Here is a 23387-nt window from a genome sequence, read left to right as displayed (position 1 = left end):
TCCCTTTTTCCCCCATTATAAACAGATTTCCCCTATAGATGCGAACGTTAGCCCTTTAACCGATCATCATCTTCCCATTGTTTTTAAAAAGGATTTGACTTCATGGACAGACAAGCCGATTTCTCTTGCCTCCGCCATCAGCGCTTTCCATTCTTCTATATTGGATTCCGTCAGTTTGCGGTTGCGGTAAGAGGCAGTTTCAGGCTGTTCTTTCTTGAGTCTGTTCGTAAAAGTGAACAATTCTTCCTTTTCCATCCCGGCTTGTACGGCTTGCACTAAATGTACGCGCCATTCTTCTTCACCGCCGCTGATTTTTTCATACATCATTGTTTCTGCGTCAAATAATTCTGTTAATTCAACTTCCAGTGTGGCAGAAACTTTTTTTAAAAATTGAACGGACGGATTCGTGTGAACGCCTCTTTCAATCTTGCTTAAATAGGATTTGGATACGCCTGACTCAACAGCCAGCTGATTAATAGAATAGCCTTTTCTTTTACGGTACAAACGGATAATTCTTCCAATCATAATATGAAATTCTCCTCTATTCCTGTCGTTATTTTGTTCATTATAAGGAATTTTTCGTTCTTTATAAAATTTAAAATAATAAGGGAAGTGCAGTAAATTAGAGGAAAATCATGATTTTGTTCTCTAAAGAGAACTTATTGGCTTATTTTGCAATTTTTAAATAATAACGTTTTCTTTTATAATCCAATCATTAACAGAAAGGGGCGCGGGAAGCCAGCCGCGGGAAGGCTGAAGGCTATGAATACATGAATGAGAATATGAGTTTCAAAGAATTATATGCGATTGTCAGACACAGATTCGTGCTGATTCTGCTCATCACAATCGGCGTCACCCTTATTATGGGTTTTGTGCAATTTAAGGTCATTTCACCGACCTACCAGGCGTCGACACAGGTGCTGGTTCATGAATCAGACGGTGAAGAAAACTCGAATCTCAGTGACATCCAGCGAAATCTTCAGTATAGCAGCACGTTCCAATCGATTATGAAAAGCACTGCCTTGATGGAAGAAGTTAAGGCGGAATTGCACCTATCTGAATCGGCTTCCTCGCTGAAAGGAAAAGTGGTTACCAGCAGTGAAAATGAATCAGAAATAATCAACGTTGCCGTTCAGGATCACGATCCGGCGAAAGCAGCTGAGATTGCGAACACGTTAGTGAACAAGTTTGAAAAAGAAGTAGATGAAAGAATGAATGTACAAGGCGTACATATATTATCAGAGGCGAAGGCTTCTGAAAGCCCGATGATCAAGCCGGCCAGGCTGCGAAATATGGTCATGGCTTTTGGCGCTGCTGTCATGGGCGGCATTACACTGGCATTTTTTCTGCATTTTCTCGATGATACATGCAAAAGCGCACGGCAGCTCAGCGAGAGAACCGGATTGCCATGCTTAGGCTCCGTTCCTGATGTCCACAAAGGGCGGAATCGCGGGATAAAACATTTCGGGGAGTGAAGCGAGTGATCTTTAGAAAAAAGAAAGCAAGGCGAGGTTTGGCTCAAATATCTGTTTTACACAATAAATCAGTTGTTGCGGAACAATATCGCACCATTCGGACAAACATTGAGTTCTCATCTGTCCAGACCAACTTGCGATCTATCCTCGTCACCTCCTCTGTGCCTGGTGAAGGTAAATCGTTCAGTGCAGCGAATCTTGCGGCTGTCTTTGCGCAGCAGCAGGAAAAGAAAGTACTGCTGGTGGATGCCGATTTAAGAAAGCCGACCATCAATCAGACGTTTCAGGTTGATAATGTAACCGGGCTGACAAATGTGCTGGTCGGCAATGCTTCACTCAGTGAGACGGTGCAAAAGACGCCGATCGATAACTTATATGTACTGACAAGCGGGCCGACCCCGCCAAACCCGGCAGAACTGTTGTCTTCAAAAGCAATGGGAGATTTAATATCTGAGATCTATGAACAATTCAGCCTCGTCATCTTTGATTCCCCTCCTCTTTTGGCTGTTGCAGATGCTCAGATTCTAGCAAATCAGACAGACGGCAGCGTGCTCGTCGTTTTAAGCGGAAAAACAAAAACCGATACCGTTCTGAAAGCAAAAGATGCACTGGAACAATCCAATGCGAAGCTGTTAGGCGCTCTTTTAAACAAAAAGAAAATGAAAAAATCGGAACACTATTCCTACTAGTTTTTGTAAAGGTGATGTCTCCTGACCTGTATCAATGGAGGCACTCGGCTCTGCTGTGGGCAGCTGAAGTTGCTGCCTTAGATGCTGGTCGTCGCTGGCGGGGCGTGAGGATGGGTTAAATGCCCACTTATCTCATATATACATAGGACGTATTGTCGGTTTAGCTGCTGCCGATTTTTTGGAGAGACGAAAACCGCCGCAGCTAAACCGATAAAAGAATTAGGGGGGAAAAGGTTGAGTTACCGGAGAAGACTGTCAATGATTATTGCGCTGGATACTTACCTCGTTTTAAATTCAGTTATTGCAGGATATCAATTTTTAAAAGATTCCTATCAATTTTATGACTCCGGAGCATTACTGCTTACCGCTGTCAGCTTGCTCCTCAGCTATCATGTGTGTGCTTTCCTGTTCAATCAGTATAAACAGGTGTGGACATACACCGGACTTGGCGAGCTGATTGTCCTGCTTAAGGGCATTACGCTTTCCGCCGCTGTGACCGGTATCATTCAGTATGCTGTGTATCACACGATGTTCTTCCGTCTGTTAACCGCGTGCTGGGTGCTTCAGCTTTTGTCTATTGGAGGGACCCGTATTTTATCCAGAGTATTAAACGAAAGCATCAGGAAAAAACGCTGCGCCTCGTCCCGCGCGCTGATTATCGGGGCGGGCTCAGGTGGGACTCTGATGGTCAGGCAGCTGCTTTCGAAAGATGAACCTGATATCATACCTGTCGCTTTTATTGATGACGACCAAACGAAGCATAAATTAGAAATTATGGGACTGCCCGTAATCGGCGGTAAAGAAAGTATCATGCCTGCGGTGCAAAAGCTCAAAATTAATTATATTATTATTGCCATTCCTTCACTCCGCACCCATGAGCTTCAGGTGTTATATAAAGAATGTGTGCGAACCGGAGTAAGCATTAAAATTATGCCTCATTTTGATGAAATGCTGCTTGGCACACGAACTGCAGGACAAATCAGAGATGTAAAAGCTGAGGACTTGCTCGGCAGAAAGCCGGTAACCCTCGACACTAGCGAAATTTCGAACCGCATCAAAGGAAAAACAGTTCTCGTCACGGGAGCGGGCGGATCAATCGGCTCGGAAATCTGCCGTCAGATCAGCGCGTTTCAGCCTAAGGAAATTATTCTGCTCGGCCATGGGGAAAACAGCATTCATTCGATTTATACAGAGCTGAATGGACGATTCGGCAAACACATTGTGTTCCATACGGAAATCGCTGATGTGCAGGACCGCGATAAAATGTTTACCTTGATGAAAAAATACGAGCCGCATGTTGTCTATCATGCAGCTGCCCATAAGCATGTGCCTTTAATGGAACACAATCCAGAAGAGGCGGTCAAAAACAATATTATCGGAACAAAAAATGTCGCGGAAGCAGCCGATATGTCGGGAACTGAGACATTCGTGCTGATTTCATCGGACAAAGCGGTGAACCCAGCCAACGTAATGGGGGCGACAAAACGATTCGCAGAGATGATTATTATGAATCTTGGGAAAGTCAGCAGAACCAAATTTGTTGCTGTTCGCTTCGGCAATGTACTCGGGAGCCGCGGCAGCGTCATTCCAATTTTCAAAAAACAGATTGAAAAAGGCGGCCCGGTGACAGTAACACATCCGGCAATGACCCGCTATTTCATGACGATTCCCGAGGCATCAAGGCTTGTGATTCAGGCTGGGGCACTGGCGAAAGGGCGTCAAATTTTCGTTCTCGATATGGGAGAGCCCGTAAAGATTGTGGATCTTGCCAAAAACCTCATTCATTTGTCCGGCTACACGACTGAGCAGGTTCCAATCGAATTCATAGGCATTCGTCCGGGCGAAAAAATGTATGAAGAATTGCTGAACAAAAATGAAGTTCATACTGAACAAATCTTTCCAAAGATTCACATCGGTAAAGCGGTAGATGGCGATTGGCCGGTGCTGATGCGCTTTATCGAGGATTTTCATGAGCTGCCGGAAGCCGACCTGAGAGCGAGGCTGTTTGCTGCAATCAATACATCAGAAGAAATGACGGCTGCCAGTGTTCATTAGGGGGAGTGAAAATGACGAAAAAGATATTGTTTTGCGCGACTGTTGATTATCATTTTAAGGCCTTTCACCTCCCTTATTTTAAATGGTTCAAGCAAATGGGCTGGGAGGTTCATGTCGCCGCGAACGGACAAACCAAGCTGCCGTATGTGGATGAGAAATTCTCCATCCCGATTCGCAGGTCACCTTTTGACCCTCAGAACCTGGCCGTTTATAGGCAGCTGAAGAAAGTGATTGACACCTATGAATACGACATTGTCCATTGCCATACACCGGTCGGCGGCGTTCTCGCCAGACTGGCGGCGAGGCAGGCACGGCGGCACGGAACAAAGGTGCTGTACACAGCGCACGGATTTCACTTCTGCAAAGGAGCACCAATGAAAAATTGGTTTCTTTACTATCCGATCGAGAAATGGCTTTCAGCATATACGGACTGCCTGATTACGATTAATGAAGAGGATTATAAACGGGCGAAAGGACTTCAAAGGCCGGGCGGAAGGACGCAGAAAATTCACGGCATTGGCGTCAATACCGAGCGTTTCCGGCCTGTCAGTCCGATAGAGCAGCAAAGACTTAGAGAAAAGCACGGATTCCGTGAAGATGATTTTATATTGGTTTATCCGGCTGAGCTCAATCTGAACAAAAACCAGAAGCTGTTAATTGAAGCCGCAGCCTTGCTAAAAGAAAAAATTCCCTCGCTTCGCCTTGTGTTTGCCGGGGAAGGGGCAATGGAACAAACGTATCAAACGTTGGCTGAAAAGCTTGGCGCTTCCGCCAATGTCTGTTTTTACGGCTTTTGCAGCGACATACATGAGCTGATTCAGCTTGCGGATATATCTGTCGCATCCAGCATTAGAGAGGGCCTCGGCATGAATGTGCTTGAGGGAATGGCGGCAGAAAAACCGGCGATCGCCACAGATAATCGCGGGCATCGGGAAATCATTCGCGACGGAGAAAACGGTTTTCTGATCAAAATCGGTGACAGTGCTGCTTTTGCCCGCCGGATTGAACAGCTTTACCATAAGCCGGAGCTCTGCCGAAAGCTGGGACAGGAAGGCCGAAAAACAGCCTTGCGCTTCTCGGAGGCGCGAACGGTGGAAGAAATGGCAGATATTTATTCCGCGTACATGGATATGGATACAAAGGAGAAAAGCGTATGAACTCAGGACCGAAAGTTTCTGTCATTATGGGCATTTATAATTGCGAACGCACTTTGGCAGAAAGCATAGAATCTATTCTCAGCCAATCCTATAAAAATTGGGAGCTGATTTTGTGCGATGATGCGTCAACAGACGGCACGCTCCGTATCGCGAAGCAGTATGCCGCTCATTACAGCGACCGCATCAAACTGATTCAAAACAAAACAAATAAGCGGCTTGCCGCATCATTAAATCATTGTCTTTCGCATGCGACAGGCGATTATATCGCACGTCAGGACGGAGATGACCTTTCGTTTCCGCGCCGTCTGGAAAAGCAGGTCGCGTTTTTAGAAAAGCACCGACACTATCAGGTGGTTGGCACCGGCATGCTTGTGTTTGATGAATTTGGCGTAAGAGGCGCCCGCATTCTGCCTTCTGTTCCGGAGCCGGGCATCATGGCAAAAGGGACTCCATTTTGCCATGGCACGATTATGATGAGAGCGAGTGCCTACCGCACGCTGAAAGGCTACCGGTCGGTGCGGCGGACGAGACGAATGGAAGATATTGATTTGTGGCTTCGCTTTTTTGAAGAGGGCTTCAGGGGCTATAATCTTCAGGAAGCCTTGTATAAAGTGAGGGAAGACAGCGATGCATTCAAACGGCGGTCATTTACGTATTCAATTGACAATGCCATCCTTGTCTATCAGGCGTGCAGACGCTTGAAGCTTCCTTTATCTGATTACATATATATCGCAAAACCGTTAATCCGCGCCTTTATGCCTCCAGCCGTGATGAATCGCTACCATAAAAAAAGAGTGATGAACCAAAAGGAAGGGCTTGTCAAGCATGAATAGCAGCCAAAAGCGCGTACTCCATGTTCTCAGCGGCATGAACAGGGGCGGCGCGGAAACCATGGTAATGAATTTATATCGGAAGATGGACAAAAGCAAAGTGCAATTTGATTTTTTAACGTATCGAAATGATCCGTGCGCTTATGATGAAGAGATTTTATCTTTAGGCGGGCGGCTTTTTTATGTCCCGAGCATTGGGCAAAGCAATCCCCTTACATTTGTGAGGAATGTGAGAAACGCGATAAAAGAAAACGGGCCGTTCAGCGCCGTTCATGCGCACACGGATTTCCAAACGGGTTTTATCGCCCTTGCGGCAAGGCTCGCCGGAGTGCCGGTCAGGGTATGCCACTCCCACAATACGTCTTGGAAGACCGGCTTCAACTGGAAGGATCGATTGCAGCTGCTCGTGTTCAGGCGGCTCATTTTGGCAAATGCGACAGCGCTGTGTGCCTGCGGAGAGGATGCGGGCAGGTTTTTATTTGGACAGTCCAATATGGAGCGGGAGCGTGTTCACCTTCTTCCTAACGGGATTGACCTTGAGTTGTTCGCCCCAAATGGGCAGGCGGCTGATGAAGAAAAAGCAGCACGCGGCATTGCAGCCGACCGGCTCATCATCGGCCATGTGGCCCGGTTTCATGAAGTGAAAAACCACGCGTTCCTGCTGAAGCTTGCCGCACATCTCAAAGAAAGAGGCGTTCGCTTTCAGCTTGTTCTTACAGGAGACGGGCCGCTGCGAGGGGAGATAGAGGATGAGGCGCGCCGGCAGAATCTGCTATCAGATGTTCTCTTTTTAGGCACTGAAGAACGGATCCATGAACTAATGCGTACATTTGATGTGTTTGTCATGCCGTCTCTGTACGAAGGCTTGCCGGTTGTGCTTGTGGAAGCGCAGGCGTCGGGGCTTCCATGCATCATTTCAGACAGCATTACAGAAAAAGTCGACGCCGGTCTCGGGCTTGTCACAAGATTAAGTCTTTCTGAACCGATCAGCGTCTGGGCTGAAACCATTGCAAGGGCGGCCGCCGCAGGCAGGCCGAAGCGTGAGTTCATCAAAGAAACACTCGCTCAACTTGGCTACGATGCACAGCAAAATGTAGGAGCGCTGCTGAATGTATACAACATCAGCACGGAAAAGGACCATAACCGATGATTGTATATGCCGTCAATATGGGGATTGTATTTATTTGGTCTTGGTTCGCTAAAATGTGCGGCGGCCGTGACGATTCGCTTGCCACGGGGTATCGGCCGAATAAGCTTTTGATCTGGATTCCGCTCGCTTCACTTGTGCTCGTGTCAGGTCTCCGCTATCGAGTCGGCACGGATTTTCAGACGTACACGCTGCTGTACGAATTGGCGGGCGATTATCAAAATGTGTGGCAGATATTCGGTTTCGGCACAGCGAAAACAGCGACAGATCCGGGGTTTACCGCACTCCTTTGGCTGATGAATTTCATCACGGAAGATCCTCAAATCATGTATTTTACGGTGGCGGTCGTGACCTACAGCTTTATTCTGAAGACACTCGCCGACTATGGCAGGCCGTTTGAGCTGAGTGTCTTTTTGTTTTTGGGAACCTTTCATTACTACGCGTCTTTTAACGGCATCAGGCAATACATGGTCGCAGCTGCTTTGTTTTGGGCGATCCGTTATATCATCAGCGGGAACTGGAAGCGATATTTCCTGATTGTGCTGGTCAGCTCGCTCTTTCATTCGTCGGCGCTGATTATGATTCCGGTGTACTTTATTGTCAGAAGAAAAGCCTGGTCTCCGGCGATATTCGGCCTATCCGCTTTATTTCTCGGCATGACATTTTTATATCAAAAATTTATTTCTGTGTTTGTCGTTGTACTTGAAAACAGCTCATACAGCCATTATGAAAAATGGCTCATGACGAACACAAATGGAATGAATGTGATCAAAATCGCTGTTTTGGTTCTGCCGCTGTTCCTTGCTTTTTGCTATAAAGAACGATTGCGGAGTCTGTGGCCGCAAATCGATATTGTCGTCAATTTGTGCCTGCTTGGTTTTTTGTTCGGCCTTTTGGCAACAAAGGACGTGATTTTTGCCAGATTCAATATTTATTTCGGTCTGTATCAAATGATCTTAGTCCCTTATTTTGTCAGGATATTTGATGAAAAATCGAACGCCCTTATCTATATCGCTATCGTTGTTTGTTATTTTCTTTACAGTTATTTGCTTATGCCGGTTGATTCATCGGTTCTGCCTTACAGAACGATTTTTTCCCGGTAATTTATGCACGAGGAGCCGGTCATTATGGAAACACCTGCGGTTAGTCTGTTAGTCGCTGTTTATAACACAGAAACATATATCAGAACGTGTCTCGAATCACTGCGGAACCAGACAGTGGACAATATAGAAATCATCATTGTCAATGACGGTTCAGCTGACGCCAGCCCGGATATCGCAGAAGAATACGCCAAAATGGACAACAGGTTCAAGGTGATTCATCAGGAAAACCAGGGACTCGGTGCGGTTCGGAATAAAGGCATTGAAGCTGCACGCGGCGAATTTATCGCGTTTATCGATTCAGACGATTGGATTGAGCCTGATTATTGCGAGCAGATGCTCCGGGCAGCAGGCGATGAAACTGATCTGGTCATTTGCAATTACGCCGCAGAGTTTGAGGACACTGGCAAAACCATGGACTCAGACATTGCCCAAACCTATCAGGATCAGCCGAAGGAGCACTATATCAAGGCGTTATTCGAAGGGAAGGTCAGAGGGTTTTCATGGAACAAACTGTACAGAAGAAGCATGATTGAAGCCCATCGGCTGTCGTTTCCGCTCCGAGGCGAGCTGGAGCATGTCGAGGATCAGTTTTTCAGCTTCAGGGCTCACTTTTTCGCCCGCTCAGTATCCTACGTAAAAACGCCGCTCTATCATTATCGAATTCACCTTTCCTCCATTGTGCAGCGCTATCAGAAAAAATTGTTTGAATCAGGACTTGCGCTGTATGAGGCGAATGCGGCGTTTTTACAGGAGAACAACAAACTGGAGGAGTATCGCAAGGAGCTTGATACCTTTATCGTTCTTCACAGCAGCATCTGCATGCTGAATGAATGGAAAACGAGCGGCAGCCGCCGACTGTTTGAAAAGCTTAGAAATGTTGGCGTGATATGCGCGGACCCGGTGTTTCAAGAAAGTCTTTCAAAAACGGGTACTGCTCCTTTTGACGCAAAACGGTCATGCCTGCTTCTGATGGCGAAATACAGAATGATTCCGTTCGTCGCGATGGCATCGGCTGTGTATCAGCGGGTGATCGAGTACAAAATGAGAAACAGAGGGTGAGGACATGTCGTTACAATCGTTGAAAATCAATTTTGCAGAATGGCTGCTGCTAAAGGTCAAATACCCGTCCCAATATTGGCTGGGAGCGGCAGATCAACCAGTAAAGGCCGCAGCACATCAGAAAAAAATCATACTGACCCTGCTGCCGTCCCATGACAATTTGGGAGATCACGCAATTGCTTATGCCAGCAAGGCATTTCTTGAGCAAGAATACCCGGACTTTGACATCGTCGAGGTCGATATGAAGGACATTTACAAATCAGCAAAAAACCTGATCCGCTCGCGCCATCCGGAGGATATGGTCTTTATCATCGGCGGCGGAAACATGGGGGATTTATACCGTTATGAGGAGTGGACGCGCCGCTTCATCATTAAAACATTCCGTGACTATCGGGTTATCCAGCTTCCGGCAACGGCTCATTTTTCTGACACGAAAAAGGGGCGCAAAGAGCTGAAACGGGCACAGAAAATTTATAATGCGCACCCCGGCCTATTGCTCATGGCACGGGATGAAACAACGTATCAATTTATGAAACAGCATTTTCAAGAAAAAACAATTTTGAAGCAGCCGGACATGGTGCTGTATTTAGATAGAAGCAAGACCCCCGCAGAACGCGAAGGGGTTTATATGTGTTTGCGCGAGGATCAGGAAAGCGTGCTTCAGGAGGACCAGAGGAACCGGGTCAAGGCTGCGCTATGTGAGGAATTCGGCGAGATCCAATCCTTTACGACAACGATCGGCCGCCGGGTCAGCCGCGATACACGCGAACAAGAACTTGAAGCACTGTGGTCTAAGCTGCAAAGCGCAGAAGCCGTCGTCACTGACAGGCTTCATGGCATGATTTGTTGCGCGCTGACAGGAACGCCGTGTGTTGTCATTCGCTCCTTTGACCATAAGGTGATGGAGGGCTATCAATGGCTTAAAGACATCCCGTTCATGAAGCTGATAGAACATCCGGAGCCAGAGCGCGTAACAGCCGCAGTCAATGAGCTTTTAACAAAAGAAACACCCCGTGCAGGCTTTCCGAGAGATGTGTATTTTAAAGGTCTGCGTGACAAAATCAGCGGTGAAGCGCAATGATCCCGCTCGTCAGCATTATTGTCCCGATGTATAATGTTGAACCATTTATAGAAGAGTGCATTGATTCTTTGCTTCGTCAAACGCTTTCTGATATTGAAATCATCCTCGTGAATGACGGAACACCGGATCGTTCAGGCGAGATTGCAGAGGACTATGCAAAACGGGATGCGAGAATCCGGGTCATTCATCAGGCAAACGGCGGGCTTAGTTCAGCGCGAAATACGGGAATAAAGGCCGCGCGGGGCACTTACATCGGCTTTGTAGACGGAGACGATTATGTATCATCCGCCATGTTCCAGAGGCTGACTGAAGAAGCGGAGCAAAATCAGCTTGACATCGTCGGATGCGGTTTTTACAAGCAGTCATCGGACAGGCGGACATATGTGCCACCGCAGCTTGAGGCAAACCGCGTGCTGACGAAACCAGAAATTACTGAACAGCTTAAACATGCTCACGAAACGAGATTTATCTGGTATGTATGGCGTTATCTTTACCGTCGTGAGCTTTTTGAAAGGGCGAATCTGTTGTTTGATGAAGACATCCGTTTTGCTGAAGACTCTCCCTTTAATTTGTCCGCTTTTCGCGAAGCGGAGCGGGTGAAAATGCTTGATGAAGGATTGTACATTTATCGTGAAAACCCGAACAGCCTGACAGAAATCCCTTATAAGCCGGCGATGGATGAACATCTTCAAAAACAATATCAAGCTAAAATCGCATTCTACAATCACTATGGCTTAGCAGGCGCATGTAAAGAAGATTTGAATGTGTACATTTGCAGGCACCAGCTTCCGATGCTTTTGGCAAATGCCTGTGCTTCTCCGAATTCGCCGAAAGACATCAAAAAGAAGATCAGACAGATTTTATCCTATGACATGGTGCGGCAGGCTGTCAGACATACACCGTTTCAGCATGAGAAATTATTAAGAGGAGAGCGCTTGGTATTAGCACTGTGTAAATGGCGGCTCACTTTTCTTATCAAGCTGTTTTTCGAGCATCGGGGGACAATGAAAGGCAGTGCGAAGCAGGCATGAAATTCACGATAAACTTCAGCGCTAATCTCACGGCTTTTCTCTTGTCCGTTTTCCTATCGGTTTGGATGACGCCTTTTATTGTCAAAACGCTCGGTGTGGAAGCGTTTGGCTTTGTTCACTTGACACAAAATGTGATTAATTACTTTTCGATTATTACCGTGGCGCTCAGCTCGGTTGTCGTTCGGTTCTTTTCTGTTGCTGCCCACAGGGGAGAGCGGGAGAAAGCAAATGCGTATATCAGCAATTATTTAGCGGCCTCTGTTTTGATTTCATTGCTGCTCTTGCTGCCGCTTGCGGGTTCGGCTTTTTTTATTGACCGCGTCATGAATGTGCCGCAAGCGCTTTTGGCAGATGTGCGTTTGTCGATTTTAATCGGCAGTGTGCTGTTTATTTTAACGTTTCTGATGGCGGGTTTCGGTGCTGCACCATTTTATGCCAACCGCCTTTATATCACCAGTTCCATTCAGGCGGTGCAAATGCTTATACGGGTGCTGTCTGTGCTGCTCCTGTTTGCATGCTTTGCGCCGAAAATCTGGCAGATCCAGCTTGCAGCTTTAGCTGGTGCTGTCATTGCGTCTGTGCTGTCTTTCTATTTCTTCAAAAAGCTGATTCCGTGGTTTTCGTTTCGTATGAAGGATCTTTCATTCCGCACAAGCAAGGAGCTGTTTCAAGCGGGCGCATGGAGCTCCGTCAATCAAATCGGCGTCCTGCTTTTTTTGCAGATTGATCTGTTAACCGCCAATTTGATGCTGGGGGCGTCCGCATCCGGGAAATACGCGGCGATTATCCAGTTTCCGCTGCTTTTGCGCAGCTTGGCCGGAACGGTCGCATCCCTGTTTGCGCCTATCATGACTTCATATTATTCAAAAGGCGATATGGAAGGGTTGATGAATTACGCCAATAAGGCAGTAAGGCTCAATGGTCTTTTGCTTGCACTTCCTGCTGCCTTATTGGGCGGATTGGCGGGACCTTTTCTGACAATCTGGCTCGGACCGTCCTTTTCAACGATAGCACCGCTTTTATTTATTCATGCCGGATACTTGGTTGTCAGCCTCGCCTTTATGCCGCTGTTTTATATATGGACCGCTTTTAATCAACAAAAAACACCGGCGATTGTTACCCTGCTGTTAGGTGCGGTGAATGTGGTGCTGGCGGTCACGCTGAGCGGGCCGGCTCATCTCGGTCTGTACGGCATAACATTGGCAGGGGCCATTTCTCTTATTTTAAAAAATGCCATCTTTACGCCGCTTTACGTATCCCGCATTACAGGCTACAAAAAGCACGTGTTCTTTAAAGGCATAATCGGGCCTCTTTCAGCCGCTGTATTTGCCTGGACGGTCTGTAAGGCAATTCAGTTCGTTGTGAAGATTGACAGCTGGCCGTCACTGATAGCGACGGGAGTGACAGTCAGCTTTTGCTACGCTGTTTTCGCTTTTATGCTCGTTTGTACAAAAGAGGAAAGACAGCTGATACTAAAAAGGTTTCGAAAAACGAAAGGAGCTGTGAATCTTTGATCCTGAAACGACTTTTTGATCTGACGGCCGCCATTTTTTTGTTGTGCTGTACGAGTGTGATCATTCTGTTCACCATCGCCGTTGTCAGGCTGAAAATAGGATCACCTGTCTTCTTTAAGCAAGTAAGGCCAGGCCTGCACGGCAAACCGTTCACCCTATATAAGTTCCGGACAATGACGGATGAACGGGACAGTGAGGGAAATCTGCTGCCCGATGAAGTCCGGCTGACGAAAACGGGCAGGCTGATCAGAAAGCTGAGCATTGATGAGCTTCCGCAGCTCCTGAATGTCCTGAAGGGCGATCTTAGCCTTGTCGGGCCGCGGCCGCTTTTGATGGACTATCTGCCTCTTTATACAGAAAAACAGGCACGGCGCCATGAGGTGAAGCCGGGTATCACAGGCTGGGCGCAAATCAATGGCAGAAACGCGATTTCCTGGGAAAAGAAATTTGAATTAGATGTATGGTACGTTGACAACCGGTCATTTTTTCTCGATTTGAAAATTTTATGTTTGACGGTGCGAAAGGTCCTTGTTTCAGAAGGGATTCAGCAAACCAATCATGTGACCGCAGAACGGTTTACCGGAAGCGGAGATGTGTCCTCATGAAAAACGTGGCCATTGTGGGTGACGGCGGACACGGAAAGGTGATCAGAGAGCTGATAAACGCCCGCTCAGATACGCGCTTAGCCGCAGTGCTGGATGATAAATTCAAAACGTTCGAAGGCGGAAAAGAATGGTACACAGGACCGCCGGAAGCCGTTACTGAACTGCGCAGGCTCATTCCTGATGTGCTGTTTCTGATTGCTGTTGGGAATAACAGTGTCAGAAAACAGCTGGCGGTGCGACTGGGACTGAGGAAAGATGATTTTATTACATTGATTCACCCGTCAGCCATCGTCAGCAAGTCGGCTGTCATCGGGGAAGGGACAGTGATTATGGCGGGCGCGATCATTCAGGCGGATGCGCGCATCGGCGCTCATTGCATCATCAATACGGGTGCAGTGGCAGAGCACGACAATCAAATCAGCGATTACGTTCATCTGTCCCCGCGTGTCACGCTGTCAGGAGCGGTTTCCGTTCAGGAAGGCGCTCACGTCGGAACTGGTGCATCCGTCATACCGCAGATCACAATCGGGGCTTGGAGCATTGTCGGCGCCGGCTCCGCAGTGATCCGTCCCATACCGGACAGGGTAACGGCGGCCGGTGCTCCGGCACGCATCATTTCTTCCATTCAAACATCAAACAAAGGATGATTCTATGCATAAAAAAATCTACTTATCTCCCCCTCATATGAGCGGCAGGGAGCAGCACTATATTTCAGAAGCCTTTCGCTCAAACTGGATTGCGCCGCTTGGGCCGCTCGTGAATTCATTTGAAGAACAGCTGGCAGAACGAGTCGGTGTAAAAGCAGCAGCTGCGGTCAGCTCAGGAACGGCGGCGATTCATCTCGCCCTGCGTTTGCTTGAGGTAAAAGAAGGTGACAGCGTGTTTTGCCAGTCCTTCACATTTGTAGCAACCGCCAATCCGATTTTATATGAAAAAGCGGTGCCCGTTTTTATTGATTCTGAGCCTGATACGTGGAATATGTCGCCGACAGCCCTTGAAAGAGCATTGGAGGAAGCGAAAAGAAACGGAACACTGCCAAAAGCGGTGATTGCCGTCAATCTATATGGGCAGAGCGCGAAAATGGATGAAATCGTAAGCCTGTGTGATGCATACGGAGTTCCTGTCATTGAGGACGCAGCCGAATCTCTCGGCACAGTCTATAAAGGGAAGCAAAGCGGAACTTTCGGGCGCTTCGGCATTTTTTCATTTAACGGGAATAAAATCATTACCACATCAGGGGGAGGGATGCTCGTTTCAAATGATGAAGCAGCAATTGAAAAAGCAAGATTTCTCGCTTCGCAGGCACGAGAGCCGGCTGTTCATTATCAACACAGTCAAATTGGTCATAATTACAGGCTGAGCAATATCTTAGCCGGCGTCGGCATTGCCCAGCTTGAGGTGCTGGATGAGCGAGTGGAGAAAAGAAGGACCATTTTCACGAGATACAACAATGCGCTCGGTCACATAGACGGCGTCCGCTTTATGCCGGAGTACGCAGCAGGCGTATCCAATCGCTGGCTCACCACGCTCACACTTGATAACGGGCTCAGCCCATATGACGTAGTTCAACGTCTTGCTGAAGAAAACATTGAAGCTCGTCCGCTGTGGAAGCCGCTCCATACCCAGCCGCTATTCGATCCGGCTTTATTTTATTCTCATGAAGATACAGGAAGCGTATGCGAAGATTTGTTCAAGCGAGGAATCTGTCTCCCATCGGGGTCCAATATGACAGAAGATGAGCAAGACCGGGTCATTGAAGTGCTACTGCACTTATTCCAAACTGCCGAGGTGAAGAAATGGACAGCAAGCATTCGATGATCAGCTTGAAACAGAAACTGTCCGGGCTGCTCGACGTCATTCCGAAACAATCAGAGATTATATATGCTGACTATCCTCTATATGGGAATGTAGGGGATTTATTTATTATGAAAGGAACAGAAGCCTTCTTTAAAGAACACGGGATTCGGGTCAGAAAACGCTGGAATCCTGACAATTTTCCAGTCGGGCGAAAGCTGGATCCTAATCTCATCATCGTCTGCCAGGGAGGCGGAAACTTCGGGGATCTGTATCCGTACTATCAAGGCTTTAGAGAGAAAATCGTTCAAACCTATCCGAACCACAAAATTGTGATCCTGCCGCAATCGATTTATTTTCAAAACAAAGACAACCTCAAACGGACGGCAGAGATATTTTCTAAGCATGCGAACCTTCACATTATGACAAGGGAAAAAGCCTCCTATGCTACGGCGCAGGCTTATTTTTCAAGAAATCACATTCAGCTTCTGCCTGATATGGCTCATCAGCTGTTTCCCGTCATTCCCACGCAGCAGCCGTCCAATCAAAAGCTGAGATTTATCCGAACAGATCATGAAGCAAACCAGGCGCTTCAGGGACACGCAGAAGCGGAAAGCTACGACTGGCGCACGGTGCTGTCAGCTTCAGACCGCCGGACGATTGCTTTTCTCCAAACGCTGAACGTCTTGAATAAAAAAGCAGGCAACCCTTTGCCCATTGCGTATATATGGGAAAAATACTCGGATTATATCGTCCAAAAAGCGATTCGGTTTTTCAGCCGTTACGAATCGGTGGAAACATCAAGGTTGCACGGCCACATCCTGTCTTCTCTTCTTCAAAAAGAAAACACGGTCATTGATAATTCCTACGGGAAAAACGCCAATTACTTTCATACCTGGATGGAAGGCGTGCCAAGCACCCGTCTCATCCAGCACGCCTCAAAGAAGGAAAACCTTCCTGCTCACATGTGAGCGGAAGGTTTATTTTGATTCTCCACGTTTGACTTTGTTGTATGCTTCATCTAAATGCTGAATCCGTTTCAGGACAACTGCGTTTTTCGTCAGCTGGTCCTGCACTAGTGTTGAGACGACGGAACGGTAGTAGCTGTTCATCGCGTGGATTTTATCCTCAGACTGATTCATTTCAATATGCTGTTTTAAATTCTCAATAAAATAAGGGACGGAAAAAAGTTCAGACATTTCTTTGGCAGCTCCTTTTTCATAAATGTATACGGTGTGATCTCAATCATGTACAATGAAGAAAGGGGAGTGAGCAAGATGGATATGAAACTTCAGCAAGTACAAGTATTAAAGCCTCAACTGACACAGGAGCTCAGGCAGGCCATCACGCTGCTTGGCTATCATTCGGCAGAACTCGCCGAGTACATTGATGAGCTCTCACTGGAAAACCCTCTTATTGAACGAAAGGAAACAGACACACCGCCACTATCTTACCATAAAACAAACAAAAACAGGATGAATGCACAGGAAGCGGGCCTTCAATTAAGTAATCCGCAAAAAACATTGCAGGATGCGTTAAAACAGCAGTCACTCGATATGAATCTGACCAACACTGAAAAAAAGATTTTTAATTATCTGATTCATTCGCTTGATTCAAACGGGTACTTGGAAGAAGATGTGGAGGAGGCAGCACGGCGCCTATCTGTATCGGCTAAGGAAACGGAGGCTGTTTTGGCAAAACTCCAGTCATTAGAACCGGCTGGAATCGGTGCGAGATCTTTGCAGGAATGCATCCTTCTTCAATTACAGCGGCTGCCGAACAGAAATGAACAAGCAGAAATGCTGGTTTCAGCTCATTTTGGTGCTTTTGCACAAAAAAAATGGAAAGCGCTTTCAGTAGAGACAGGAATTCCGCTTCATACCATTCAAGATATCTCAGATGATATCGCGGCTCTTCATCCTAGACCTGGCCTTCTGTTTGCCCGGCCAGAGCAAGATGTGTATATTGAGCCTGACATTTTTATCACCGTAAAAAACGGGCACATCGCAGCGGAACTGAATACCCGCTCGTTTCCCGAGATCGATCTGCATCCGCAGTACAGAACGCTTTTATCATCCGGCTCCTGTCAGGATACTGTCTCCTATTTATCTGCGAAATATCAGGAGTGGCGCTGGCTGAGCCGCGCGCTGAGGCAGCGAAAACAGACAATCACGAGAATTATCAATGAACTGATCACACGCCAAAAGGATTTCTTTCTGAAAGGGCGAAGCGCAATGAAGCCGCTGACTCTCAGAGAGGTGGCGGACTGTCTAAGCCTTCATGAATCAACTGTGAGCCGGGCCATTAAAGGGAAAACAATACAAACGCCTTACGGGCTGTTTGAGATGAAACTCTTTTTCTCAGCAAAAGCCGAGGCTTCAGGTGATGGAGATGCGTCGAATTATGCAGTCAAAACGCATCTGGAAAACCTGATCAATCAAGAGGACAAAACAAAACCGCTTTCAGACCAAAAGCTTGTCGATTTGCTGTATGAACAACACGGCATCCAAATCTCGAGACGCACCGTGGCAAAATATCGCGACCAAATGAATATTCCGTCATCGGCAGCGAGAAAGCGATATAAATAAAATCCTCCCTAGACGGGAGGATTTTTTTAAGGAATCATCCAGCTGAATACGTGATGCTGCAAAAAGGTGATGATACAAACGAGCAGCAGCAAAAACAGACTGTGTTTAATGGTAAAGCGGAAAAGATCTGACTCCTTTCCGGCGAGTCCTACCGCGGCGCACGCCACCGCTATCGACTGCGGTGAAATCATTTTTCCTGTGACACCGCCTGAAGAGTTGGCGGCCACAGACAGAACGGGGTCCATGCCGACTGATAATGCGGTGACTTTCTGCAGGTTGCCGAACAGCAGGTTGGCGGAAGTATCCGAGCCGGTAATGAAGACGCCGAGCCAGCCGAGAACGGGCGAAAAGAAGGTAAACATCGAACCTGTCAGCGCGAGTGTCATCCCGAGTGTCGTGCTCATTCCCGAGGAGTTGGTGACATAGGCAAAACCAACAACAGAAGCAATGGTCAAAATCGGAAGCTTCAATTCCTGGACTGTTTCTTTAAAAACGGTTCCCCAGTCTTTCCACGAAATCGCCGTGATGAACTTTGACAGCACTGCGGCAATCAAAATCGCGGTGCCGGCCGAACCAAGCACCTCCAACTTGTAAACCGCTTCAATCGGTGTACCGTCAGCATTGACAATCTGATTGTTCAAAAAAGGCACACCTGGGGAAAAAGTCAGTTTTTCTCCAACAGCATTCAGCCACTTTAAGAACACCGCAGAGCCTTCATAATGCCCGGTCAGCGCGGATTTGACAGATGGAATGCCCCATACGGATATCATCGCCGTCAGCAGCAGAAATGGCGACCAAGCCTTAAAAATCTGTCCGCCGCTGTACGCAGGCGCTGCCGGATTTGTGCGCGCCGTTTCAATTGAGGCGGCCGACTCTTGTTCACCGGCAAACCGGAATGTTGTTTTCGGCTTCCACCATTTCAAAAACACAGCAAGCGCAGCCATTGAAACAAGAGCTGACAAAACATCGGGCAGCTCAGGCCCTAAAAAATTGGAACTGAGATATTGAACAACGGCAAAGGAAACACCAGATACGAGAATCGCCGGCCAGATCTCCAAGGCTTTCCTGAACCCGCTCATGATGATGATTAAATAAAGAGGAATAAATACGGATAAAAACGGCAGCTGCCGCCCGACCATTTGCGAAATCTCCATCGCCGGAATCCCTGTCGGCCCTTCTACGGCTGTAATTGGAATCCCAATCGCCCCAAAGGCAACCGGCGCCGTATTGGCGATCAAACAGATCCCCGCAGCATAAAGAGGATTAAAGCCGAGACCGACCAGCAGCGCGGCAGAAATGGCGACCGGCGCTCCGAAGCCTGCTGCCCCTTCTAAAAAAGCCCCGAATGAAAAAGCGATCAAGAGAGCTTGAAGCCGTCGGTCATCAGTAATTGAGAGAACAGAGCTGCGAATGATATCAAACTGTCCCGTTTTCACAGTGATTTTATACAAAAAAACAGACGTCACAATGATCCAGCCGATCGGCAACAATCCGTATACGGCTCCTTGTGTCGCGGACATCAGCGCTTTTTCCGCCGGCATCCGATAAACCAATACAGCAATGATAAGGGCGATCCCCAATGTGGCCAAGCCTGCTGTATACCCCTTCATCCGTTTAATCGCGAGTGCCCAAAAAAAGAAAATAATCGGTACAAGTGCGGCAAGCGCTGATAATAGCAAATTTCCCCCTATAGGCGTATATGCCTGTGTCCATTGCATCCCAAACCCCTCCTTGAAACATAAACTGGCGCCATATGTAAGCGGTTTCTATAGATGATATGATCATCTGATGACTGGGTAATAAGACCAGTTACCTAGCATTATATTTTGAAAAAAATCAAAGTACAAGACTTTTTGACGAAATAGTCAAAATCTTTTGGCGGCCCACAAAACAGAGTATAATAGATCGTAAACAGCCAGACCTACAAGTTACGGGGTGAATTGCATTGAAATACAAACAGATTAAAACAAAAAAAATATATGAAGAAGTAGCGGATGCACTATTAGATATGATCAAAAACGGCGAATTGAAGCCGGGGGATAAACTGGACTCTGTTCAGGCGCTTGCTGAGAGCTTTCAAGTCAGCCGTTCAGCGGTTCGCGAGGCACTTTCTGCGCTAAAAGCGATGGGGCTTGTCGAAATGAAACAGGGAGAAGGCACGTATCTGAAGGAATTTGAGCTCAATCAAATTTCTCAGCCGCTCTCAGCCGCCCTTCTGATGAAAAAAGAGGACGTCAAGCAGCTGCTCGAGGTCAGAAAACTGCTTGAAATCGGCGTGGCTTCACTAGCGGCTGAAAAAAGGACAGAAGCAGATCTCGAAAGAATTCAGGATGCACTAAAGGAAATGGGCAGCATTGAAGCGGACGGGGAGCTGGGAGAGAAAGCAGACTTTGCATTTCATCTTGCGCTTGCGGACGCTTCTCAAAATGAACTTCTTAAACACTTGATGAATCACGTGTCATCATTGCTGCTGGAAACAATGAGGGAAACGAGGAAAATCTGGCTGTTTTCCAAGAAGACCTCCGTTCAGCGGCTGTATGAGGAGCACGAACGGATTTACAATGCTGTGGCTGCCGGGAACGGTGCACAGGCGGAAGCCGCCATGCTGGCGCATTTGACGAATGTGGAAGATGTGCTTTCGGGATATTTCGAGGAAAATGTGCAATAACCAACTCATTTCCCGGGCAATTCCGCCGGTTCCGAATGGTACGAACAACTGAGACTGAGCCGCAAATGGTTCAGTCTTTTTACATGAGGCAGCCAGAGGGCTTTGTGCACTTGACATTTGCGAAAAAGAAAGTAAAATATTTTACTAAAACAATGCGAGCTGAATAATGGAGGCAGATGCAATGGCGACAATTAAAGATATCGCGCAGGAAGCGGGATTTTCAATCTCAACCGTTTCCCGCGTTTTAAATAACGATGAAAGCCTTTCTGTTCCTGATGAAACACGGGAGAAAATCTATGAAGCGGCGGAAAAGCTCAATTACCGCAAAAAAACAGTAAGGCCGCTGGTGAAACATATTGCGTTTTTATATTGGCTGACAGATAAAGAAGAATTAGAAGATGTCTATTTTAAAACGATGAGATTAGAAGTAGAGAAACTGGCGAAAGCATTCAATGTCGATATGACCACTTATAAAATAGCGGATGGAATCGAGAGCATTCCTGAACATACGGAAGGGTTTATTGCCGTCGGCACATTTTCAGATGAAGAGCTGGCTTTCCTCAGAAATCTCACTGAAAACGGCGTGTTCATCGATTCAACTCCTGATCCCGATCATTTTGACTCGGTAAGGCCCGATTTGGCACAAATGACAAGGAAGACGGTAAACATCCTGACTGAGAAGGGGCATAAGAGCATCGGTTTTATCGGCGGCACATACAAAAATCCGAATACCAATCAGGATGAAATGGACATCCGTGAACAAACCTTCAGATCCTATATGAGGGAAAAAGCCATGCTGGACGAGCGCTATATTTTCTGTCATCGCGGATTCTCTGTAGAAAACGGCTACCGCCTGATGTCAGCAGCGATCGACACATTAGGCGATCAGCTTCCGACTGCTTTTATGATTGCAGCGGACCCGATTGCAGTGGGCTGTCTGCAAGCCCTGAACGAAAAAGGAATTGCCATACCAAACAGGGTAAGCATTGTGAGTATCAACAACATCAGCTTCGCGAAGTATGTCTCGCCTCCTCTGACGACGTTTCATATTGATATACATGAATTATGTAAAAATGCTGTTCAATTACTGCTTGAACAAGTGCAGGACAAGAGAAGAACGGTAAAAACATTATATGTGGGCGCAGAATTAATCGTCAGGAAGAGTATGAATTAAGGATGACTTAGGACACTAAGTCATTTTTTATTTAGGTAAAAAAATTTACTCTATGAAGTAAATAGTTTGTTTACACATTTTCTCAGGCGTGCTATATTATCTTTAAAGCGCTTTCATTCCTACCGAAAGGGTGACAATCAATGAAAATGGCAAAAAAGTGTTCCGTATTCATGCTCTGCGCAGCTGTCAGTTTATCCTTGGCGGCTTGCGGCCCAAAGGAAAGCAGCAGCGCCAAATCGAGTTCGAAAGGATCAGAGCTTGTTGTATGGGAGGATAAAGAAAAGAGCATCGGCATTAAAGACGCCGTTGCTGCGTTTGAAAAAGAGCATGATGTGAAGGTCAAAGTCGTTGAAAAACCGTATGCCAAGCAGATTGAAGATTTGCGAATGGACGGACCGGCCGGCACAGGCCCTGACGTGTTAACAATGCCAGGTGACCAAATCGGAACCGCTGTCACGGAAGGATTACTCAAGGAATTACATGTCAAAAAAGACGTTCAATCACTTTATACTGACGCTTCCATTCAGTCTCAAATGGTAGATCAAAAGCTTTATGGACTGCCAAAAGCGGTCGAAACGACTGTGCTTTTTTACAACAAAGATCTCATCACAGAAAAGGAATTGCCCAAAACGCTGGAAGAGTGGTACGACTATTCCAAAAAGACTGCTGACGGCAGCAAATTTGGCTTTTTAGCCCTATTCGATCAAATTTATTATGCAGAAAGTGTGATGAGCGGATATGGCGGATACATTTTTGGAAAGGCCAAAGATGGGAGCTATAACCCGTCAGACATTGGAATCAATAATGAAGGAGCTGTCAAAGGTGCGGCGCTGATTCAGAAGTTTTACAAAGATGGCCTGTTCCCAGCTGGCATTATTGGAGAACAAGGGATTAACGTATTGGAATCGCTGTTCACAGAAGGAAAAGCCGCCGCAATTATTTCTGGTCCATGGAATGTAGAAGCCTTTTCGAAAGCAGGAATCAATTATGGCATTACGAAACTGCCGAAGCTGGAAAATGGGAAAAACATGAGCTCCTTTATCGGCGTCAAAAGCTACAACGTCAGTGCATTTTCAAAGAATGCAGAGCTGGCGCAAGAATTAGCCGTTTTCCTGGCAAATGAAAAAAATTCTAAAACACGATATGAAGAGACGAAAGAAGTTCCTGCTGTGAAATCCCTAGCCAATGACCCGGCTATTATGAAAAGCGAGGCGGCACGGGCAGTTACTGAACAATCCCGTTTCTCAGAGCCAACACCAAATATTCCGGAAATGAATGAAATATGGACGCCGGCTGATTCAGCATTACAGACGGTTGCAACAGGGAAGGCGGATCCGAAACAAGCATTGGATCAAGCCGCTGAAACCGCCAAAGGACAAATTAAGGCAAAGCACAGCGGAAAATAAAGAGGAAGCTA

At 47.0% G+C, this 23387-nt stretch carries 22 protein-coding genes; 19 read left to right on the top strand and 3 right to left on the bottom strand.

All coding sequences use genetic code 11. The features are described from left to right. Positions 1 to 66: 66 nt before the first annotated feature. A complete protein-coding gene (gene slrR / locus NST79_RS17890; protein ID WP_014478046.1) occupies positions 67 to 525 on the bottom strand; it encodes a transcriptional regulator SlrR in 459 nt (152 codons plus the stop codon). 245 nt (positions 526 to 770) lie between these two features. Between slrR and NST79_RS17885 the strand changes: the two genes are divergently transcribed. From NST79_RS17885 to NST79_RS17815, 15 genes are all read left to right on the top strand, one after another. Then, positions 771 to 1475, top strand: a complete 705-nt coding sequence (locus tag NST79_RS17885; protein WP_003228247.1) for a YveK family protein — start codon at positions 771 to 773, stop codon at positions 1473 to 1475. 5 nt (positions 1476 to 1480) lie between these two features. Then, positions 1481 to 2164, top strand: a complete 684-nt coding sequence (epsB, locus tag NST79_RS17880; RefSeq protein ID WP_003228249.1) for a protein tyrosine kinase EpsB — start codon at positions 1481 to 1483, stop codon at positions 2162 to 2164. A 234-nt stretch (positions 2165 to 2398) separates the two neighbouring features. Then, the gene (locus tag NST79_RS17875; RefSeq protein ID WP_212060884.1) at positions 2399 to 4219 is read left to right on the top strand and encodes a nucleoside-diphosphate sugar epimerase/dehydratase; all 1821 of its coding nucleotides are present in this window, start codon (positions 2399 to 2401) and stop codon (positions 4217 to 4219) included. A gap of 11 nt (positions 4220 to 4230) precedes the next feature. Next, positions 4231 to 5376, top strand: a complete 1146-nt coding sequence (locus tag NST79_RS17870) for a glycosyltransferase family 4 protein (protein WP_212060880.1) — start codon at positions 4231 to 4233, stop codon at positions 5374 to 5376. Next, a complete protein-coding gene (gene epsE / locus NST79_RS17865; protein WP_032722561.1) occupies positions 5373 to 6209 on the top strand; it encodes a glycosyltransferase EpsE in 837 nt (278 codons plus the stop codon). Before NST79_RS17870 ends, epsE begins: the two co-directional genes overlap by 4 nt. After that, positions 6202 to 7356: a glycosyltransferase family 1 protein gene (locus NST79_RS17860; RefSeq protein WP_015251178.1), complete on the top strand. Its 1155-nt coding sequence runs from the start codon at positions 6202 to 6204 to the stop codon at positions 7354 to 7356. The genes epsE and NST79_RS17860 overlap by 8 nt, the downstream gene beginning before the upstream one ends. After that, positions 7353 to 8456 carry an EpsG family protein gene (gene epsG / locus NST79_RS17855; protein WP_212060877.1) on the top strand — a complete coding sequence of 368 codons (1104 nt, stop codon included), beginning with the start codon at positions 7353 to 7355 and terminating at the stop codon, positions 8454 to 8456. The genes NST79_RS17860 and epsG overlap by 4 nt, the downstream gene beginning before the upstream one ends. A 24-nt stretch (positions 8457 to 8480) precedes the next feature. Continuing rightward, positions 8481 to 9515, top strand: coding sequence for a glycosyltransferase family 2 protein (locus NST79_RS17850; RefSeq protein WP_032726900.1), 1035 nt, complete (start codon positions 8481 to 8483; stop codon positions 9513 to 9515). Between the two features lie 4 nt (positions 9516 to 9519). Continuing rightward, positions 9520 to 10596 carry a polysaccharide pyruvyl transferase family protein gene (locus NST79_RS17845; RefSeq protein WP_212060874.1) on the top strand — a complete coding sequence of 359 codons (1077 nt, stop codon included), beginning with the start codon at positions 9520 to 9522 and terminating at the stop codon, positions 10594 to 10596. After that, positions 10593 to 11627, top strand: a complete 1035-nt coding sequence (locus NST79_RS17840; RefSeq protein WP_212060871.1) for a glycosyltransferase — start codon at positions 10593 to 10595, stop codon at positions 11625 to 11627. Before NST79_RS17845 ends, NST79_RS17840 begins: the two co-directional genes overlap by 4 nt. Next, entirely contained in the window at positions 11624 to 13141 is a 1518-nt protein-coding gene (locus NST79_RS17835; RefSeq protein ID WP_029946014.1) for an MATE family efflux transporter, read from the top strand. The genes NST79_RS17840 and NST79_RS17835 overlap by 4 nt, the downstream gene beginning before the upstream one ends. After that, entirely contained in the window at positions 13138 to 13746 is a 609-nt protein-coding gene (locus NST79_RS17830) for a sugar transferase (protein WP_014480945.1), read from the top strand. The genes NST79_RS17835 and NST79_RS17830 overlap by 4 nt, the downstream gene beginning before the upstream one ends. Further along, complete coding sequence (locus NST79_RS17825; RefSeq protein WP_086344342.1) at positions 13743 to 14393, top strand: acetyltransferase; 651 nt, start codon at positions 13743 to 13745, stop codon at positions 14391 to 14393. The genes NST79_RS17830 and NST79_RS17825 overlap by 4 nt, the downstream gene beginning before the upstream one ends. 4 nt (positions 14394 to 14397) lie before the next feature. Next, the gene (locus tag NST79_RS17820; protein WP_198878480.1) at positions 14398 to 15564 is read left to right on the top strand and encodes an aminotransferase class I/II-fold pyridoxal phosphate-dependent enzyme; all 1167 of its coding nucleotides are present in this window, start codon (positions 14398 to 14400) and stop codon (positions 15562 to 15564) included. Continuing rightward, a complete protein-coding gene (locus tag NST79_RS17815) occupies positions 15543 to 16511 on the top strand; it encodes a polysaccharide pyruvyl transferase family protein (protein WP_167408452.1) in 969 nt (322 codons plus the stop codon). The genes NST79_RS17820 and NST79_RS17815 overlap by 22 nt, the downstream gene beginning before the upstream one ends. Positions 16512 to 16520: 9 nt before the next feature. Here the strand turns inward: NST79_RS17815 and yvfG are convergent, their stop codons facing one another. Continuing rightward, the gene (gene yvfG, locus NST79_RS17810) at positions 16521 to 16739 is read right to left on the bottom strand and encodes a protein YvfG (RefSeq protein WP_003219905.1); all 219 of its coding nucleotides are present in this window, start codon (positions 16737 to 16739) and stop codon (positions 16521 to 16523) included. Positions 16740 to 16817: 78 nt separating this feature from the next. Here yvfG and rpoN point away from each other — a divergent pair, with 78 nt between their 5' ends. Further along, positions 16818 to 18128: an RNA polymerase factor sigma-54 gene (rpoN, locus tag NST79_RS17805; RefSeq protein ID WP_033883454.1), complete on the top strand. Its 1311-nt coding sequence runs from the start codon at positions 16818 to 16820 to the stop codon at positions 18126 to 18128. 26 nt (positions 18129 to 18154) lie between these two features. On the opposite strand, the gene lutP is transcribed toward rpoN, so the two are convergent. Further along, on the bottom strand, positions 18155 to 19846 hold the full coding sequence (gene lutP / locus NST79_RS17800; protein WP_041351729.1) for an L-lactate permease LutP: 1692 nt from the start codon (positions 19844 to 19846) through the stop codon (positions 18155 to 18157). Positions 19847 to 20073: 227 nt separating this feature from the next. Between lutP and lutR the strand changes: the two genes are divergently transcribed. The 3 genes from lutR (at position 20074) to ganS (ending at position 23376) form a co-directional block, all read left to right on the top strand. After that, positions 20074 to 20796 (top strand): L-lactate utilization/bacilysin biosynthesis transcriptional regulator LutR, encoded by a 723-nt coding sequence (gene lutR, locus NST79_RS17795; protein ID WP_003228277.1) that lies wholly within the window; start codon positions 20074 to 20076, stop codon positions 20794 to 20796. Between the two features lie 181 nt (positions 20797 to 20977). Next, positions 20978 to 21970, top strand: a complete 993-nt coding sequence (gene ganR / locus NST79_RS17790) for a galactan degradation operon transcriptional regulator GanR (protein WP_003244199.1) — start codon at positions 20978 to 20980, stop codon at positions 21968 to 21970. Between the two features lie 140 nt (positions 21971 to 22110). After that, the gene (gene ganS, locus NST79_RS17785; RefSeq protein ID WP_095843958.1) at positions 22111 to 23376 is read left to right on the top strand and encodes an arabinogalactan oligomer ABC transporter substrate-binding protein GanS; all 1266 of its coding nucleotides are present in this window, start codon (positions 22111 to 22113) and stop codon (positions 23374 to 23376) included. Positions 23377 to 23387 lie beyond the last annotated feature (11 nt).

The organism is Bacillus sp. PS196 (genome assembly GCF_037963555.1).
In the GTDB taxonomy this organism is placed as follows: domain Bacteria; phylum Bacillota; class Bacilli; order Bacillales; family Bacillaceae; genus Bacillus; species Bacillus subtilis.
The sequence above is the reverse complement of the archived record's forward strand: the minus strand, read 5'-3'. Positions and strand labels throughout refer to the sequence as shown.